This window comes from Paenisporosarcina sp. (assembly GCF_049671445.1).
GTDB lineage: Bacteria > Bacillota > Bacilli > Bacillales_A > Planococcaceae > Paenisporosarcina.
This window is the reverse complement of record NZ_JBATUX010000060.1, coordinates 1-17,222: the sequence shown is the minus strand read 5'-3', so window position 1 is coordinate 17,222 and position 17,222 is coordinate 1. Positions and strand designations below refer to the sequence as shown.

General features: G+C 37.4%; 20 protein-coding genes and 1 pseudogene. 10 read left to right on the top strand and 11 right to left on the bottom strand.

The annotated features are described in order from the left end of the window. Nucleotides 1–15: 15 nt before the first annotated feature. The gene (locus tag WBG45_RS07695) at nucleotides 16–915 is read right to left on the bottom strand and encodes a peptidylprolyl isomerase (RefSeq protein ID WP_424413454.1); all 900 of its coding nucleotides are present in this window, start codon (nucleotides 913–915) and stop codon (nucleotides 16–18) included. 139 nt (nucleotides 916–1,054) lie between these two features. On the opposite strand from WBG45_RS07695, the gene WBG45_RS07690 reads away from it, so the two are divergent. After that, entirely contained in the window at nucleotides 1,055–1,147 is a 93-nt protein-coding gene (locus WBG45_RS07690) for a YjcZ family sporulation protein (RefSeq protein ID WP_424413452.1), read from the top strand. Nucleotides 1,148–1,296: 149 nt separating this feature from the next. On the opposite strand, the gene WBG45_RS07685 is transcribed toward WBG45_RS07690, so the two are convergent. From WBG45_RS07685 to WBG45_RS07660, 6 genes are all read right to left on the bottom strand, one after another. Next, nucleotides 1,297–1,482 carry a hypothetical protein gene (locus tag WBG45_RS07685; protein ID WP_024533945.1) on the bottom strand — a complete coding sequence of 62 codons (186 nt, stop codon included), beginning with the start codon at nucleotides 1,480–1,482 and terminating at the stop codon, nucleotides 1,297–1,299. Between the two features lie 68 nt (nucleotides 1,483–1,550). Then, nucleotides 1,551–2,093 carry a DUF3267 domain-containing protein gene (locus tag WBG45_RS07680; RefSeq protein WP_424413451.1) on the bottom strand — a complete coding sequence of 181 codons (543 nt, stop codon included), beginning with the start codon at nucleotides 2,091–2,093 and terminating at the stop codon, nucleotides 1,551–1,553. A gap of 131 nt (nucleotides 2,094–2,224) precedes the next feature. Next, entirely contained in the window at nucleotides 2,225–2,779 is a 555-nt protein-coding gene (locus WBG45_RS07675) for an HTH-type transcriptional regulator Hpr (RefSeq protein ID WP_024533947.1), read from the bottom strand. Between the two features lie 219 nt (nucleotides 2,780–2,998). Continuing rightward, a complete protein-coding gene (locus tag WBG45_RS07670) occupies nucleotides 2,999–3,379 on the bottom strand; it encodes a YtxH domain-containing protein (protein WP_424413449.1) in 381 nt (126 codons plus the stop codon). A 335-nt stretch (nucleotides 3,380–3,714) separates the two neighbouring features. Then, entirely contained in the window at nucleotides 3,715–4,245 is a 531-nt protein-coding gene (locus WBG45_RS07665; protein WP_424413447.1) for a tryptophan transporter, read from the bottom strand. Between the two features lie 116 nt (nucleotides 4,246–4,361). Continuing rightward, entirely contained in the window at nucleotides 4,362–4,787 is a 426-nt protein-coding gene (locus WBG45_RS07660) for an HIT family protein (RefSeq protein WP_424413445.1), read from the bottom strand. Between the two features lie 114 nt (nucleotides 4,788–4,901). On the opposite strand from WBG45_RS07660, the gene WBG45_RS07655 reads away from it, so the two are divergent. Then, entirely contained in the window at nucleotides 4,902–5,651 is a 750-nt protein-coding gene (locus WBG45_RS07655) for an ABC transporter ATP-binding protein (RefSeq protein WP_424413443.1), read from the top strand. Next, the gene (locus WBG45_RS07650) at nucleotides 5,635–6,828 is read left to right on the top strand and encodes an ABC transporter permease (RefSeq protein ID WP_424413441.1); all 1,194 of its coding nucleotides are present in this window, start codon (nucleotides 5,635–5,637) and stop codon (nucleotides 6,826–6,828) included. The genes WBG45_RS07655 and WBG45_RS07650 overlap by 17 nt, the downstream gene beginning before the upstream one ends. Nucleotides 6,829–6,937: 109 nt before the next feature. On the opposite strand, the gene WBG45_RS07645 is transcribed toward WBG45_RS07650, so the two are convergent. Beyond that, entirely contained in the window at nucleotides 6,938–7,546 is a 609-nt protein-coding gene (locus tag WBG45_RS07645) for a DUF3298 and DUF4163 domain-containing protein (protein ID WP_424413439.1), read from the bottom strand. Between the two features lie 39 nt (nucleotides 7,547–7,585). Further along, a complete protein-coding gene (locus WBG45_RS07640) occupies nucleotides 7,586–7,978 on the bottom strand; it encodes a hypothetical protein (protein WP_424413437.1) in 393 nt (130 codons plus the stop codon). A 234-nt stretch (nucleotides 7,979–8,212) separates the two neighbouring features. On the opposite strand from WBG45_RS07640, the gene WBG45_RS07635 reads away from it, so the two are divergent. Further along, nucleotides 8,213–8,653 (top strand): YybH family protein, encoded by a 441-nt coding sequence (locus WBG45_RS07635; protein ID WP_424413435.1) that lies wholly within the window; start codon nucleotides 8,213–8,215, stop codon nucleotides 8,651–8,653. Between the two features lie 155 nt (nucleotides 8,654–8,808). Here the strand turns inward: WBG45_RS07635 and WBG45_RS07630 are convergent, their stop codons facing one another. Continuing rightward, complete coding sequence (locus tag WBG45_RS07630; protein ID WP_424413433.1) at nucleotides 8,809–9,981, bottom strand: M20 metallopeptidase family protein; 1,173 nt, start codon at nucleotides 9,979–9,981, stop codon at nucleotides 8,809–8,811. Nucleotides 9,982–10,201: 220 nt separating this feature from the next. Here WBG45_RS07630 and WBG45_RS07625 point away from each other — a divergent pair. The 3 genes and pseudogenes from WBG45_RS07625 (at nucleotide 10,202) to WBG45_RS07615 (ending at nucleotide 11,994) form a co-directional block, all read left to right on the top strand. Next, nucleotides 10,202–10,665: pseudogene (locus WBG45_RS07625) on the top strand (SRPBCC family protein). Nucleotides 10,666–10,772: 107 nt separating this feature from the next. After that, the gene (locus WBG45_RS07620; RefSeq protein ID WP_424413431.1) at nucleotides 10,773–11,006 is read left to right on the top strand and encodes a DUF2642 domain-containing protein; all 234 of its coding nucleotides are present in this window, start codon (nucleotides 10,773–10,775) and stop codon (nucleotides 11,004–11,006) included. A gap of 94 nt (nucleotides 11,007–11,100) precedes the next feature. Next, a complete protein-coding gene (locus tag WBG45_RS07615; protein WP_424413429.1) occupies nucleotides 11,101–11,994 on the top strand; it encodes a manganese catalase family protein in 894 nt (297 codons plus the stop codon). A 1,040-nt stretch (nucleotides 11,995–13,034) separates the two neighbouring features. Here the strand turns inward: WBG45_RS07615 and WBG45_RS07610 are convergent. Next, nucleotides 13,035–13,556: an antibiotic biosynthesis monooxygenase family protein gene (locus WBG45_RS07610; RefSeq protein ID WP_424413427.1), complete on the bottom strand. Its 522-nt coding sequence runs from the start codon at nucleotides 13,554–13,556 to the stop codon at nucleotides 13,035–13,037. A 211-nt stretch (nucleotides 13,557–13,767) separates the two neighbouring features. Between WBG45_RS07610 and hemE the strand changes: the two genes are divergently transcribed. The 3 genes from hemE to hemY all read left to right on the top strand — a co-directional run. After that, nucleotides 13,768–14,817 (top strand): uroporphyrinogen decarboxylase, encoded by a 1,050-nt coding sequence (gene hemE, locus WBG45_RS07605; protein ID WP_424413426.1) that lies wholly within the window; start codon nucleotides 13,768–13,770, stop codon nucleotides 14,815–14,817. A gap of 73 nt (nucleotides 14,818–14,890) precedes the next feature. Next, the gene (gene hemH, locus WBG45_RS07600) at nucleotides 14,891–15,826 is read left to right on the top strand and encodes a ferrochelatase (protein ID WP_424413424.1); all 936 of its coding nucleotides are present in this window, start codon (nucleotides 14,891–14,893) and stop codon (nucleotides 15,824–15,826) included. A 20-nt stretch (nucleotides 15,827–15,846) separates the two neighbouring features. Then, on the top strand, nucleotides 15,847–17,222 hold a 1,376-nt coding region (gene hemY, locus WBG45_RS07595; RefSeq protein ID WP_424413423.1), incomplete at its 3' end, for a protoporphyrinogen oxidase.

Below are 17,222 nucleotides of genomic sequence, written 5' to 3'. Positions count from 1 at the left end.
CGCCTTTTAAATATCTTATTCAGCTGCAGCTGGTTCTGCTGGCTCAGGGTTTAAAATTTGATCGATTGAATCTTTCAAATCTTCATCCTTGATTTTAATGTCAGCTTCTTTCATCAATTTCGAAACTTTTGGAAGTAATGAAGCTGTATCTGCTTTTTGTAATTTTAGTGTTTTCGTAATTTCTGCTTTATTTTCTTCAAGCGTGCCGATATCCGCTTCACGTTTGTCTGTAACTTCAATGATGTGGAAACCAAATTCTGATTTCACTGGCTCACTAATTGTATTCTTTTCTAAAGCTAACGCTGCATCAGAAAATTCTTTTACCATTTTATCTGGAGTGAACCAACCAAGTTCTCCACCTGATTCTTGTGCTGCTTGCTCAGTAGAGTATTCTTTAGCTACTTCAGCAAAGTCAGCGCCACCATCAAGCTTAGCTTTAACTTCTTTAGCAGTTGCTTCGTCAGCAACTAACACATGACGTGCATTTAACTCTGTTTGCATGTTTTTGTATTGAGCCTCAACTTCTTTATCCGAAACTTTAACGCCTTCTGTTAAAGCCTTTTCTTGCAATAAATTCAAACGAATGTACTTTTTATAGCCTTCTTCAGTTTGACCTTGTTGTGCAAGATATTGATCGAAGCCTTCGCCCATTTCTTTTTTCTCTTTGTCAAATTGAGCTTTTACTTCTTTGTCCGAAACTTCATATTCTGAAGCCAATACTTTTTCGATAATTAATACTTGAAGTGCTTGTTTACCAACAGACTGTTTCATTTCTTCATATAGTTCATTTTTTGAAATATCCCCAGCTTTTGAAGTAACAATTGCAGATGAATCATCTGATGCAGAGTCACCGCTACAAGCTGATAGTGCTAAAACTGATGCTGCTAAAGTTAATGTTAATACTGATTTTTTCATGGGAAATCTCTCCTAACTCTCTTCTTGATGCAGTAGTTACTATACCATAAACGAAGAAAAAACAAAAATGGTTCCCATATTTGCCTACAGATGACAAACAAGAAAGCATATTCTAACAAAGAGAGAGGGGGTGTGCGAAGTGAGTGGTGAATATCATCAACAATCCAGCTTTGCGTTAATTGTAGTCCTATTTATCTTATTAATTATCGTAGGTGCAGCGTTCTTGTGCTAACGAAGTTAGGTGAAAAGCGTTAATTAGTTTAAAACTGTGCGCTTTAAACTGAACGGAAAGACTCTCTATAAGAAGGAGTTTCTTACCAAGATTACTACTATTGTAAAAAAGAAAAAGTCCATTTGCCTAGTACAGGCGAATGGACTTTTTTATGCTGTTAATAAAATTTCTACGTAAAAGGAAACAAGTAAAATTGTTACCAATACATTTATTGTTCTGAAAATCTTATTTTGCTTTTCTTCAGGAATTTCTCGTTGTGCACATAACGCATAGGTCATGCGATTAATTTGGAATAAATACACAATCGAGAATAGCACTACTATTGTGATAATCACGCTTATTCCTCCCCTCTGCCAATCTACACAATCATATCAAAATCATAAGAAAAAGAACAGTAAACTGATTAGACAGTAGGAGGGACTAATATTTCATATCCAGTTTCTGTTTCTTCAATCAACGCTTTTTTCGGTGAGCGAGCAAGATTCTTAATATATAACAGATCAATTAGACAAAGACCACAATGATAAGCAAGTAACATTGTGAAATAATGTCCAAATTCCGGAAGTGTAAATGCACCTATAATTAAAATAGTGTTAATAATAAAAAACGGTGCAAGTAAAGCGAATAAGAATAGTGCCTTTGGAACCGGTTCTTTAATGCGAATTGACAAAATTGGCATAAAGCCAAATTGTTTTTTTATAGAAAAGCGAATTCGATTGCGATATCGAATCAATGGTAGGAAATGAATAGCTTTATGAATCGGATACAATGATATAAAACTTAATAGAAAAATAATGAATTTTTCATCAGAAAGTTGATTATCGTTTAATATTTCAATCATCACATAGAAAAATGAAAAGACGGCAAGGACGAGTAATGATGACAACATGAAAATACGATCAAAGCCGTATTGTTTTTTTACGTTAATAGTTTTCCAGCAGTGCAATGTATGCATCTCCTATAAATAAAATAATATGCTTGCAGATACATACATTACGATGTTTTGTTTAAAAAAGCAAGTCTGCAAATATTACATTTAAGATAGCGTTTCCATATATTCAGAGAAGAGGTTTCTATTTAAACTGTTGGTTTGATATTTCCTATCTTTTCATCGAAGCTTTTATCGATATTCTTAAATGAGTGTTCAAATATCTCCATGAAGTCATCTCCATAAATATTGCGAATTACAGCCATTACTTCCATAAATTCTGGAAACCTTCCGTATAAGTCTTTAAGAGGAAGAGAACCTTCAATTACGGAATGCTGAGAGTCATGGTAATGTTCAATCATATTCATTAATAATTCCTGACCTTGTTCTGTAAGTTCAACATATGTATTACGTTTATCATCTTCGCGTTTTGAAAATGATAATAGCCCACGTTCTTCTAATTTCTTTGAAAAATTGAATGCAGTAGACACATGCATTACACCAAATTTTGCTACATCAGAAATAGAGGCACCTTTTAAATGATATGAAATCCATAAAATATGATGTTCATTAATATTCAAATTATAAGGTTTTATCCACTGTTGCCAATCTTTTTCCACTGCCTTCCAGAGTGCTTTCGACAGCTGTGCAATCCGCTGGCTGTAGAGCATTGCCTCTTTCATTGTATACATCTGTTCAGACATGTCGTCACCTGCTTCCATGAAAATCTTTTTTTATCATTATAGCAAAAAAGTAAAGTTCTGCATAGTTGGAATTTTTAAAATATTATGATGACAATAATATTCTACTATAAAAGAGATTAAATCAAATAATACTTTTATAGGTATGAAGATGATAATGTGTTGTTGAAAAATTGATAAAAAAACTGCCCTACAAATTTATGTAGGACAGGAATTTTACCTTCAGCTAACAGAGGAAGGATTTTTTTGATGTTTAGCTATAGATTTTTCTAATTCTTCCATAGCCATTTGAATTGAAGAAATTTCATTTTGTAAATTTTCTTGAATTGGTCCGGTTTGATTCTGCCACATTTGAACAGAATGTTTTAGTTCATCAATCGTTTGTGGAACTTCTGTTTTTGCTTCTTTTGTCAAGCGGGCAATTGATTGTTTTAAATCGCTTAATTGAAATTTCACTTCAGATAATTTATCTTTCCAATCAGATGATGCCGTTTTAACATTCGATCGTAACTCGCTACCAGATTGAGGAGTAGAGAATAAGGCAGCTGCTGATCCTGCAACAACACCTGTTACTAAACCAATAAAAAATGTAGATGCTTTCATTTTAGACGCACTCCCTTCATATATATGTATACTATTCCTTCATTTCAATTAATTAAAACATGTTGGACAAGCTAAGACAACACGAAAAGCGAAAAGCGCTGTTGTAGATCGACACCGGCGCTGGAAGAAAGGAATTGAAAACGTAGTTTTCAAATGAGTTTCTGAAGCTTAGGTGCGAGCTAGCGCTTGTAGCTAGACAACACGAAAAGCGAAAAGCGCTGTTGTAGATCGACACTTCGCTTGTAAAAAAACAACAAGATAATACGGAATTCTCAACTGAAATAGGGGGTGGAACGAAAAAAAGTGGCCTACCATGATTGGCAGACCACATATAGTTAGTTTGAAAGTGCTGTTTTGAATTTCGATCTTTTCACCAATTGAGTCACAATCGGGAAAATAAAGAAAAATGCGATTGCGTTTAAAGCCACTGATGGCAAGACTACAGTTGTAACCAGGAACCCAAATGATAATGGGATTTCTACACCGAGCACAAAAATTGCAACGGACAAGAAAATAACGCCTGATAATAACGTGCCTAATGCTGTAAGTGCTACTGCAACAGGAAGTTTAGTTGTTAAATGTTTCAACGCCACAACTATTGCAAAAAATACAAATGCCGTAATGAATTTATCGACGACGTTAGGAATAAATCCTGCTGGGAAAGTTGAAAACAGTCCAGATATAACGCCTGTAGTGATAGCTAATAAAAAAACATGTGATACTTTTGGAAATAGCAGAATTCCAATAAACATCATTGTTAACATAAAGTCTGGTTTCATCCCACCATTAAATCCCGGGATGACTAAATATAAAGCGGCTCCTACACTAACTAGTAGGGACATTAACACTAAATTTTTTGTATTCATTTGCTCATCTCTCCTCAACTATTCTAATCTAATTTTTGGATTCTCCTGGCGTATCCTGTGATCGACAGCGAGAAACTTATTCATCATTTTACAGTCTTAATTAGATAAATGCAAGATTACTTGCTTAGGTTTAAGCGGATTTGTTCAGCATACTCAGCAAACATTTCATTCGTATACTGTTTTTCTTTTGTTTGCCATGTAGCTTTAAAGCCATCCGTTTGATCGTATCTTGGAATAAAATGAAGATGGAAATGGAAAACACTTTGTCCAGCAGGCGCACCGTTGTTATTTAGTAGGTTTAAGCCAACTGGTTGGAATGATGCTTTAATAGACTCAGCAATTTTCGGCGCAACGGAAAATAATTGTCCTGCTTCTTCCGAAGACATGTCATAAACATTTTCATGGTGTTTTTTCGGAATTAATAACGTATGACCTTTTGTAAGTGGCATAATATCCATAAAGGCTAACACATGGTCATCTTCATACACTTTTGTACTTGGAATAGAACCGTCTACAATTTTACAAAACAAACAATCACTCATTGTCGGTCACGTCCTTTCATGATATGGTCCTAAGTTTATCATAAATAGAAGTTGCTAGTGAAAAGCCAATCCGTAATTTTTTTGTTAAGATATAGATTAAAAGGGGTGCATTTGATGAACGTATTAGAAGTAAGTGGAGTTACAGGTGGCTATACTCGTAAACCAATCATTCATGATTTATCTTTTTCAATCGCACCCGGAGAATTAGTCGGTCTCATAGGACTAAATGGGGCAGGGAAGAGTACCACAATTAAACATATTATCGGATTAATGAATCCAAAAGATGGAGAAATTCGTTTAAACAAAGTGACAATGAAAGAAGACATGGACGCTTACCGAGCTGCGTTTTCTTATATTCCTGAAACACCTGTATTGTATGACGAATTAACATTAAAGGAACATTTGGAACTTACAGCAATGGCTTATGGCTTAGATGAAGTAACATTAGCCGCTCGCTCCGAAGTGCTATTAAAAGAATTTCGCATGGAAAAACGCTTAAATTGGTTCCCGTCACACTTTTCTAAAGGAATGCGTCAAAAAGTGATGATTATGTGTGCGTTCTTAGTGAATCCTTCCTTATATATAATTGACGAACCTTTCGTCGGACTAGACCCACTTGGAATTCAATCATTACTTGATCAAATGAATGAAAAGAAACAAACTGGTGCATCGGTTCTTATGTCTACGCACATTTTGTCAACTGCTGAACGATATTGTGACCGTATATTGTTATTGCACAACGGACGAATTCGGGCTCAAGGTACAATGAGTGATTTACGCGCTGCATTTAACATGCCTCAAGCTACTCTTGATGACTTGTACATCGCGATGACTAAGGAGCGAGACAATGAAGAACCTGCATGACGTATGGCGTATACGTTTTCTTCATTACGTAAACGAACTTCAAAAATACTTGAAATATGTTTTCACGGGTCATCTTGCGATTGTCGTGGTTTTCGTCCTTGGAGCAGGAGGTTATCAATATAGTGAATGGTTAAAGACTGTGCCTAGTGATTTTCCTGGTACTTGGTTAGTAGCTTTTGTTTTAGGAGTTTTACTTTCATTTAGCATGCCAACAACATTGATTCGTGAACCAGATCAAGTGTACTTACTGCCACTTGAAACGAAATTAATGACATACATGAAGAAAGCATTATCGTGGACGTTTTGGTCACAACTTTTTATTGTAGTCATTCCATTTATTGTGGCACTACCCTTACTGAGTCAAGTGAGTAAAGTTCAACCACAAACACTTGGTCTAGTATTTATCCTTATGTTGATTTTAAAATGGTGGAATGTGCAGGTAGAATTCGCTTTTAGATGGGCAAACCAAGGACAAGGTGTTTGGGGTGATCGCTTAGTTCGAGCACTAGTGTCTATCGCCGTCCTTGCATCAGCATTCACACTAAATCCACTGTATATATTGTTATTAATCTTTCCAATCGTATTTTATTTTATTTCTTGGAGTCGTCAACTGAAAGGACAACCTTTCCCTTATGAACACTTCGTGAAAATGGAGCAAAATCGGATGTTACGGTTCTATCGATTTGCTAATTATTTTACCGATGTCCCACATATTCAGGGGAGTATCAACCGTCGTGCATGGCTAAATGCATTGTATCGTTTAGTTCCTAGTCATCAGAAAAATGCACAAGACTATTTGGTATTCAGAACTTTCGTACGAACTGATGACACATTTTACTTATGGTTGCGATTAACTTTGTTGTCAGCATTAGGCGCAGCATTTATTGATATTCCTATAGTTGTGATGATTTTTGTTGGTGCGTTAGCATTTGCTTCTGCGATTCAAATCAAGCAAGCGTTGTCGGCATCCAGTGAATTCAGGATGGATATGCTTTTCCCGATAGCAGAAAACGCAAGGAACAAAGGGATTCTAAAACTAGTCCGGGTAGTTCAAGTTTTACAAGCTTTGATAGTACTAGTGACTTTAGTCATTGCAGGAGTGGAACAAGCAAGTTTGTATGCATTGCCTATTGTTGTAGTGCTTGTAAGTGAGATTACCCTACGGATGACTAAATAGAATGAATAATTGTTAATGGTCTCAAACCCCTTTAGATTTAGGGGTTTGAGACCATTTTAATTAGACGTCCATGAGAATGTAATTAGTCAATGCAGTTTTCTTCAAGTGATTAAAAAGGAAGTAATTTATCTAATGCTCCACCAGGTTGGATAATATCTTGAATGTCGAGGATGGGAATAGGGAAGTATGGGAATCCCCAAACGTAGGGTGTGATTTCATAAAGTTGAAAATAAATAACCAGGGAATGGTCAGCAAAGTAGAAATCTTGGTCAGGTCTAATGTTAGTGAATTCATCAAGAAGCTGTATTTTCCAATCTTTAATTTTCTGTTGAATAATTGACGATAGTACTGTGACGTAATCACTTCCAGGTTTAAATAAGTCCTTTAATTCATACTGTTTGCCTGTGTTTACGTCAAAATTCAGAGCTTTAATAATGGTCATTCCATGCGCGCCGCCTGTGAACGAATACACTGTTAAAGTCAAACTCAAAATATTTCTTTCATTGGTTTTAATTTCAAATTGTCCAACCATTTCTATAAGGCTTGAATCATGATAGCCAAGTTCAATCATCGTTTTATTTAATGTGGAAACAATGGCTGCGTTAATCTTTGCTTCTCCCTGATGATTGGCCAAACCTATTACAAATGGATAATAAATGTTAACTTTTGGTGTTTGCTTCTGAAGTGATTTGTAGCCAATTGCAACTGGAAAGTCCATCAATACATCCTTTCAATCAATTATTAGGTATTTGGATTTCTAATCTTTATCTTCTAAAACTTTCACTTCAAACGTACCCAGACCTGAAGAAGTAGATAGCTGATTCGTTAGTTGCTCAATATATTTCTCAGCTTTTTTTCGGCTTGTATCAATACCATGTAATACAATCGTGATTTCTTTTTTATCCATACTAAAGATTGTATAGGCAATGCTCCCAGTAGGTTTATATCCTTCATTTTTTAATTGAGTAATGAGCTCCTCTTGAAAGTTTGAATCAATAAGTTTACTGGTAACAGTTTCTACCTCTTGCACATCACGCAGATACAAATCCTGGTCAGATTCAGATGACAAAGACGATAGGATAAAAATCATGACCACAATGATCAATAATACAAAACCTAGCATTAATACTCCTTTATTAGACCTTCTCATTCTGAGCCTCCAATAATACAGTCATTTTTTAATAATATGCCTATAAGCTTCGATTATTCGAAAAGGAGCATGAAAGTGAGAACCAGAGTAAGCTCCAAATAGTGCACACATTCTTTTTCACGAATGAATATTTCTTATTAGAATTATCTGTAAACTTCTATTTTTGTCATGTACAATATAAATAAAATGTATATAAGTTTGTTCGACTAGATAATTTCTTAGGGAGATGGAGTTATGAAACAATCGTTTTCTATTGTTCGAGAAGTGCTGGAGAATTATAAGACATCTATTTTCGAAAGAGATGTTGAGAAATTTCTTTGTTCGTATTCCGAGAATATAAACTTGTACGATTGTTGGGGTAAGTGGGATTGTAATGGATTGTGGGAATGGCGAAAATCTGTAGAGAGTTGGTTTCAGGAGCTATCAGGAGAAGGTGTATATTTAAAAGTAACGTTCTCTGACATGACGATTGAAGAAGGTGAATCAGTGGCTTTTGCGAAATGTGCGATTACTTTTTCAGCGTATGCTCAGTCATCGTCTGAAAAACTTCGCCAAATCACAAATCGATTTACGTTTGGGTTGTGCAAGGTGGATGATTCTTGGCAAATTGTACACGAACATTCTTCCTTACCAATTGATCCTGCAACAGGAAAAGGCATGTTTCATTTGAAATAAAAGTTGAACCAATACTTCAAGTTTTTCTATGGGAAAATATCGATAGGTTCTTATGCTAGTGTTATAGATTTTTACAAAAGGTTTTAGTTAATTGGATTTTCATTCATACCAATGCGAAATAAGAACCCGACATCATTATTGACGTCGGGTTCTTATTATTTCACTTCTTGATAATTGACCACTGCAGCGCCTAATGTTTTCGCAGCGTGTAACATTGCGCTTTCGTCGAAATCAAACTTCGGATGATGATGTGGAAATACTTCGCCTTTAGGCTGAGCCCCAGTGAAAAAGAAAGTGCCCGGAACCTTTTCTAAGTAGTAAGCAAAATCTTCGCCGCCCATATGTTGTTCCGACTCGCGAACTTCGTTGATGCCTGGAATTTGTTCGGCTACTTCTTTAAGAAACTGTGTTTCAGCTGCATGGTTAACAACAGCGTTATATCCACGTTCGTATAAGAATTCATATGTGCAATCATTTGCAAGACACGTACCTTGTATCACACGTTCCATTTCTTTTTCGATTAAGTCACGGACTTCAGGGCTGAATGTGCGAACTGTACCAATTAACTTCGCCGAATCTGCGATTACGTTAAAGGCATTGTGTGCAACGAATGAACCAACAGACAATACTGCTGATTCTACAGGACTAACCCGGCGAGAAATGATTTGTTGTAAGTTTGTAACCAGCTGAGCACCAATGACAATTGAATCTTTTGTTTGGTGTGGGCTAGCCCCGTGTCCACCGCGCCCCTGAATGTTGATTTCAAATCGATCCGCTGCAGCCATGACAGGACCAACGCGATATTCAATAGTACCAGCTGGAGTTAATGACCATAAATGAGTTCCGAAAATGGCATCGACCCCTTCTAAACAACCGGCTTCGATCATTGGTTTTGCTCCACCTGGTGCATACTCTTCAGCATGTTGATGAATAAGAACATACTCACCAGATAGTTGCTCGCGCATTTCATGCAATGTTCTTCCTAAAATTAATAAAGTTGCAGTATGACCATCGTGACCACATGCATGCATAACACCAGGGACCGTCGATTTGTACTCTACATCTTTCTCATCTTGAATTGGCAATGCATCAAAATCTGCTCGTAATGCAACAGTTTTTCCTGGTAGTGCACCTCTTACCCGAGCAACCACACCATTCCCACCAACATTTGGTGTGAAATCAATACCTAGTTCAGCATAAAAATCTTGTATGTATTTTGCTGTTTTGGTTTCTTGAAATGATACTTCAGGATTCATATGTAGATATCTGCGAATGACTTGCATTTCCTCATACGCCATATCCAGTTTTTCAAATAATTGATTTTTCATAAAAAGCTCCTTTCGAATGTCGAAATAGTTTGAATGTTTGTTATTATATCATTAGGAAATCTGCAGAACAATTGAAGTTTTATAGATTCACAAAACAAAGCAAAATCCTTCTTTAAACGGAGAACAGATTCCTTAGAGAGAGAATTATTGATTAACGTAACAGCTATTTTAGCGTATAGAAAAATTAATCGGTTTTTTTCTTAGAAAGGAGTGCCTCATTATGCCTATCATAAAACTCAAAACTTTTATAAAAGCTCCGATTGACATGTGTTTCGATTTAGCGCGCAATGTTGAAATTCATACGAAAACTACATCTCATACAAATGAACGAGCAGTTGGAGGTGTTACAACAGGAAGGGGGATGAAGTCATCTGGGAGGCCATTCATCTTGGTATAAAACAAAGATTAACTGCTAAGATATCGGGGATGGACGAGCCACATACATTTACGGACGTCATGGTAAAAGGTGCCTTCCACTCTTTTACACATACACACTCTTTTGTCGAGAAAGACAATGGGACAATAATGAAAGATTATTTTGAATATCAATCACCTTTTGGCATCATCGGCCAACTAGCTGATAAATTGTTTTTAGAAAAGTATATGAGAAATTTTTTAGTATCGCGTGCAAATGAATTGAAGAAAATAGCTGAAATTGAAACTATTCGAATTCAACAATACTGAATTACTACTTTTTCAATTAATTCAAAACATCGCGTGTTGTGATGAATTCACAATTCCGCTTCTTCTTCCATACACTATGACTATTGATTAGAAGGAGTGTGACATGAATGAATGGTCAACCACAGCAATCGGTAGAGTATGTCAGCAATTACGACCCATATGTGTATCAAACATTAACGTTAATTATTGGGAAAGAAATTGTTGTGCAGTTATCAAATAATGGTGTAGTAAAAGGTGTCCTAACTCAGGTTTTGCCAGACCACATTGTGGTTGAAACGAATAAAACGCCATTTTTTGTACGTACTCAACAAATCATCTGGGTATCTCCGGCAACTTATTAAAATTAAATGAGCATAGTAACTTAAATCCTTTCATACACATAAACTTGAAGGGTCGAGTTCGTTTAGTTGATAAAAAATGAGAGAAGGAGATTCCATGTTTAAACGGATAAATAGGTTGCAGATTGACCTGCCGATCCCTGAGTATGGGGATGCAAATGCTGCAGCGGCAGTACAGGAATTACTTGGCGGAAAATTTGGAGAAATGTCGACATTGAATAACTATATGTATCAGTCATTCAATTTTCGTCAAAAAACCAAATTTAAACCCTTTTATGATTTGGTCGCAAGTATTACCGCGGAAGAATTTGGTCATGTGGAGCTCGTATCCAACACTATTAATATCTTGAACAAAGGAACCTCTTTTGCGGGTGATCCAGATGTCACACCATTACAAAACGGCAAAGATAAGCGAAATACGTATGCTCTTATAGCTACTGCACAAACTTCAATGGCAGGGGATTCCATGGGTAATCCATGGCGTGGTGATAATGTTTTTTCCAGCGGAAACTTAGTGCTGGATCTGCTTCACAATTTCTTCTTAGAATGTGGAGCTAGAACTCATAAAATGCGTGTTTATGAAATGACAAGTCACGAAACGGCCAGAGAAATGATTGGGTATTTATTGGTACGGGGCGGTACACACATCCTTGCTTATGCGAAGGCTATACAAATGGCCACAGGTGTTGATTTAACTGGAATGCTTCCGATTCCGAATTTAGATAATCGTGCATTTGATCATGCGCGCAAATTTGAAGATCAAGGGTTAGGAAACATATTATTTACATGGAATGATGAAGGACAATACAAAGATATCCGCTCCATCTGGAAAGGCGATAATCCAAGCACTGGTCAGCCGCTTGTGGTGCAAGATGGCACACCTAAAGGGGGCCCAATCCCTGATCTTGATGATCTTCCAGAAGAATTTGCACCAGGAATTGGTCCAGATGAGTATCAACAAATAGCAAAACGACTAATGGAAAATATGTAAGTTGAGAGTCGGCATGAGCTGACTCTTTTTTCTTGTAACTTAATACCTCAACCTTCGCATAGAAAAAAGAGCCTCCAATCATAGGGGGATATCCACTGATCCATAAACTGATATCCCCTTTTACTACTAGGAAATGCGCATGTCTCTTCGCTCCTTTTTATCGGTAATCGGTCTACGGTTGTGCATTCCACACGTCATTAGAAGGTTTTTTTAAGCTATGATCAAACCAATATGAGGTTGATATTTCGCAAAACTGCTACGCTTTCCGCGGCCTTGCGCCGAACTAACTCGAACTGGTCGTTCGAGTGGATTTCGACACTTCGCTATTCCCGCTGGAGTCTACGCTTTTTTACTTCATATCTCGACAATAAGTAGATTAATGAGACAGATAATTTAGAAGGTTATTGGATAGTTGCAACAAAATCAAAAAAAGATAAGGACTTTTTGAATAGCTTCATTTCTAACTCCTTCTTTCTTGTGATGAAGGGTTTTTCCTCTCAGCATTCACAACAACCTAAAGGCAGTTCACTTTAGATGAATTAGAGTTAAGCTTCGTAAAACCGGATAAAAAAAGAAGGAACCTGCCAAAATTTCATCTTTGGCAGGTTATTTTACCGAGAATAGGTGTCGAATCTTTAGTTAACCAAAAGCACTTAAACATGGGCACATCGATGTATGGGAAGCGACGGACGAAAATTCGCCGCAGGATTGCCCAGGAGCTTACCGTTCAGGTCAATGGTGCAGTGGATTGAATTCCAAAGCAACCGGAACTCATTGTCTTTGTGATTCTATGTAGATCATCAATAAAACATTTCTTCTTTCGTTAAGATTCTACTTAGAATAAGTTTCCTTCAATTTCACGTAGGGGGGAAGTATATTTTCATGCTGCGAAAGTTGGGTTAATAAGATTTGTCTAAATATGTGACGCAGTATTCTGTCCAGGTTGACTACCTGAGACTAAGGGTTTTATTAAATAACATAAATCCAAGTTCTACAATTTAAAAGCGCCAATTCCAAAAAAGGAATTAGCGCTTTATCAATTATATAGATTCTTCGTTCTTTTTAGCAGTCGTATATTTAGTCACATAAGAAGCACTTGAGAAAATATTTGGACGTTTATCGATGCCTTCATCTGTTCCGCGCTTTTCGTGGGCTTTGTTATAAGCTTGAGATGTTTGCCATGCTTCAAATGAAGATGGACCAGTCCACTCTGTCAAAATTACGTACGTATCAGAACCAACGGGACGTAACACGCGAATCGCAATAAATCCAGGTTCATTTTCAATAGCACGTGCGCGATTACTAAAACGATGTTCAAATATTGGACGACCTTCATCCGTAACGGGAATGTTGTTAAAAACGAAATAGCCTTGATCACTTAATTCGCCTGACGAGTCAATAACTTCGTATTTCCGTGGTGTTTGAAAAATGGTTTGGCCAGTTGTCTCGTGAAGAAGGACTGCATTGCCTTCACCGTGGAGAACAACCATCTTTTCTCCAGCATGCTTTTCTTTTAAAGAATTCATGAATTCAGGTGTACCTGACGTTAAGTAAATGTTCATGTTTTTCCCTCCGTATCTATATGTACAGTATAATCTTCCCCAAACAAAAACGCTCGAAACAAATCTTTGTCAAAAGAGTGTCTCCTAATCTAGACAATTCTATGACATTTGCACCTGAAATCTATACAATAGTGTAGAGAACGTCTATATTTAGAACGAATATAAAAGGGCGACAACAAAAATGTGAAATTGAAGGGCAGGAAAGAACATCATGACAAATTTTAACGATACATTTCTACGTGCTGCACGTGGCGAGAAAGTTGATCACACACCAGTATGGTATATGCGTCAAGCAGGACGTTCACAACCAGAATACCGAAAAATTAAAGAGAAGTATTCATTAGAAGAAATTACACATCAACCAGAACTGTGCGCGTATGTTACTCGCTTACCAGTTGAAAATTACAATGTAGATGCTGCAATACTTTACAAAGATATCGTAACGCCACTGCCAGGAATCGGAGTGGATGTGAAAATCAAATCAGGTATAGGTCCTGTTATTTCAAATCCAATTCGCACGGTACAAGATGTTGAGAAACTGGGAGAACTTTCTCCACAAGATCATATCCCATTTGTACTAGAAACGATAAAGATTTTGACACAAGAACAATTGAATGTACCGTTGATTGGTTTCTCAGGAGCTCCGTTTACACTTGCGAGTTATATGATTGAAGGCGGCCCTTCAAAAAATTACAACAAAACAAAAGCATTTATGGTTTCCGAACCAAAAGCATGGTTTGCATTAATGGACAAGCTTGCAGATATGATTATTGTTTATACAAAAGCACAAGTTGAAGCGGGAGCAAAAGCCATCCAAATTTTCGATTCTTGGGTAGGTGCTTTGAATATTGAAGATTACCGTATCTTCATTAAACCAGTAATGACACGTATCTTTACGGCAATACAAGAGCTAGGTGTACCCGTTACGACATTTGGTGTAGGTGCAAGTCATTTAGCAAAAGAATGGCATGACCTTCCAGTAGACGTTGTAGGTTTAGATTGGCGTTTATCAATTAAAGACGCTCGTGCTATGGGCTTAACGAAGACACTTCAAGGTAACTTGGATCCGTCACTATTACTAGCTGATTGGTCGGTTATTGAGGAACGTGCAAAAGACATCGTTGATCAAGGTCTCGCACATCCGTCACACATTTTTAATTTGGGTCACGGAGTTTTCCCTGAAGTAAATCCAGATGTTTTAAAACGATTGACTGAATTTGTCCATGATTATAGCCGTAAACAAATGAAAGCACATTCATAAGTCGTTCATGTTCGCATGAATAAATTGAACGTGGCAAAATGAAGGTTGTAAATAATTGAATGAGGTGATGAAGTTGTCTAAGAAAACTATGGGACTGCTTGTCATGGCTTATGGTACGCCATACAAGGAAGAAGATTTAGAACGTTATTATACTCATATTCGTCATGGCCGTCCGCCAAGTCCAGAAGCTCTTATTGACTTAAGAGACCGCTACCGTGCGATTGGGGGAATTTCTCCATTAGCTAAAATTACGGATGATCAAGCCGCAGCACTTCGCGACCGATTGAATGAAGTCCAAGATGACATTGAATTTAAATTATATATTGGCTTAAAGCATATTGAACCTTTTGTAGAAGATGCCGTAGAGCAAATGCATAAAGACGGAATTACTGAAGCAGTGTCGATTGTATTAGCACCGCATTTCTCTACGTTCTCGGTTAAATCTTATAATGGACGTGCGAAGGAAACCGCAGAAAAATTAGGCGGTCTTCACATTACCTCTGTTGAGAGTTGGTACGATGAACCGAAGTTCATTCAGTATTGGACAGAAAAAGTATCTGAAACGTTTAACTCGATGTCAACGGAAGAACGAGCTAAAGCTTGTTTAATCGTTTCTGCGCATTCTTTACCAGAAAAAATAATCGCAAATGGCGATCCTTATCCAAACCAATTAAAAGAAACAGCTGATTTAATCGCACAAGCTGCAGGTGTAGAAAGCTACGAAGTTGGGTGGCAAAGTGCTGGTCAAACTCCAGAGCCATGGATTGGACCAGACGTCCAAGATTTGACTCGTGAATTACACGAACAAGAAGGCTATAATACATTCGTTTACACACCGGTAGGTTTTGTGACAGATCATTTAGAAGTGCTATTTGACAATGATTATGAATGTAAAGTAGTAACGGATGAAATCGGAGCTAATTATTACCGTCCTGAAATGCCAAATACGCAGCCATTATTTATTGATGCAATGTCTGACGTTGTGTTAAAACATTTAGGGAAAAAATAAGTAAACTGAAATCGAAAGTGATGATGACTGTGTCGCGAGAAAAACGAAAAGTAGCAATTATAGGTGGAGGAATTACAGGATTGGCGGCTGCGTTTTACTTGCAGAAAGAAGCGAGAGAAAAAGGATATCCCCTTGACGTGGTTTTGATTGAAGCTTCCCATCGTCTTGGCGGGAAAATCCAGACAGTCCGCAAAGATGGATTTGTCATCGAACGGGGACCTGACTCGTTTTTAGCACGTAAAAAAAGCTTTGGCATTTTAGCCGAGGACCTTGGTATCAGTGACCAACTTGTAAGCAATGCAACTGGGCAGGCATATATTCTGGTTAATGATGGTCTACACCCGATTCCTGGAGGGTCTGTAATGGGCATTCCTACACAAATATCGCCATTCGTCACCTCGGGATTATTCTCATGGAGCGGAAAACTTCGCGCAGCTGGTGATTTTATTTTACCTAAGTCTTCGGTTAATGGAGACCAATCGGTGGGACAATTTTTACGTAGACGTTTTGGTGGAGAAGTAGTTGAAAACTTAATTGAGCCTTTATTATCGGGAATCTATTCAGGAGACATTGATAAAATGAGTCTACAAGCAACGTTTCCACAGTTTTATAAACTGGAACAGGAACATCGCAGCCTGATTATTGGTTCGAAAAAAACTACACCAAAACAACCTGTACAAAAGTCTAAAGAAGGTATTTTCCGAACTTTCAAAAATGGCTTAGAAACGATTGTGGAAGCAATAGAAGACCAGCTCGAACCAGGCTCAGTGATGAAAGGGGTTCGTGTTGAACGTTTCGAAAGAGTTGGGAATCAAGTGAATCTATTCCTCAACAACGATTCTGAAATGCTTCTCGATCAATTGATTATTGCAACTCCGCATCTTGCAGCTCTTCCACTATTTGAAGAGCATGGGTTGATGACGGATTTCCAAGACATGCCAGCTACTTCAGTAGCGACTGTTGCTATGGCTTTTAAAGAAGAAGCGGTCCAACAAGATAGAGAAGGTACTGGATTTTTAGTGTCGAGAAACAGTGATTATTCCATCACTGCCTGTACATGGACACATCGAAAATGGCCAACGACCACACCTGAAGGACATGTGTTAATTCGAGGATTTGTAGGTCGACCAGGCGATGAGTCTGCAGTGGAGTTATCGGACAGCGAGCTTGAAAAAGTCGTTCTTTCAGATTTACGAAAAACGATTAAAATTGATCGAAATCCTATTTTTTCAGTTGTTACTAGATGGAAAAATGCATCTCCACAATATGTTGTAGGACATAGAGAACGAGTGGCTAAGTCGAAAAAGGAAATTCAAGAACATTTCCCGATGATTCAGCTTGCTGGAAGTTCTTATGAAGGTCTTGGCTTACCAGATTGTGTTGATCAAGGGAAAGC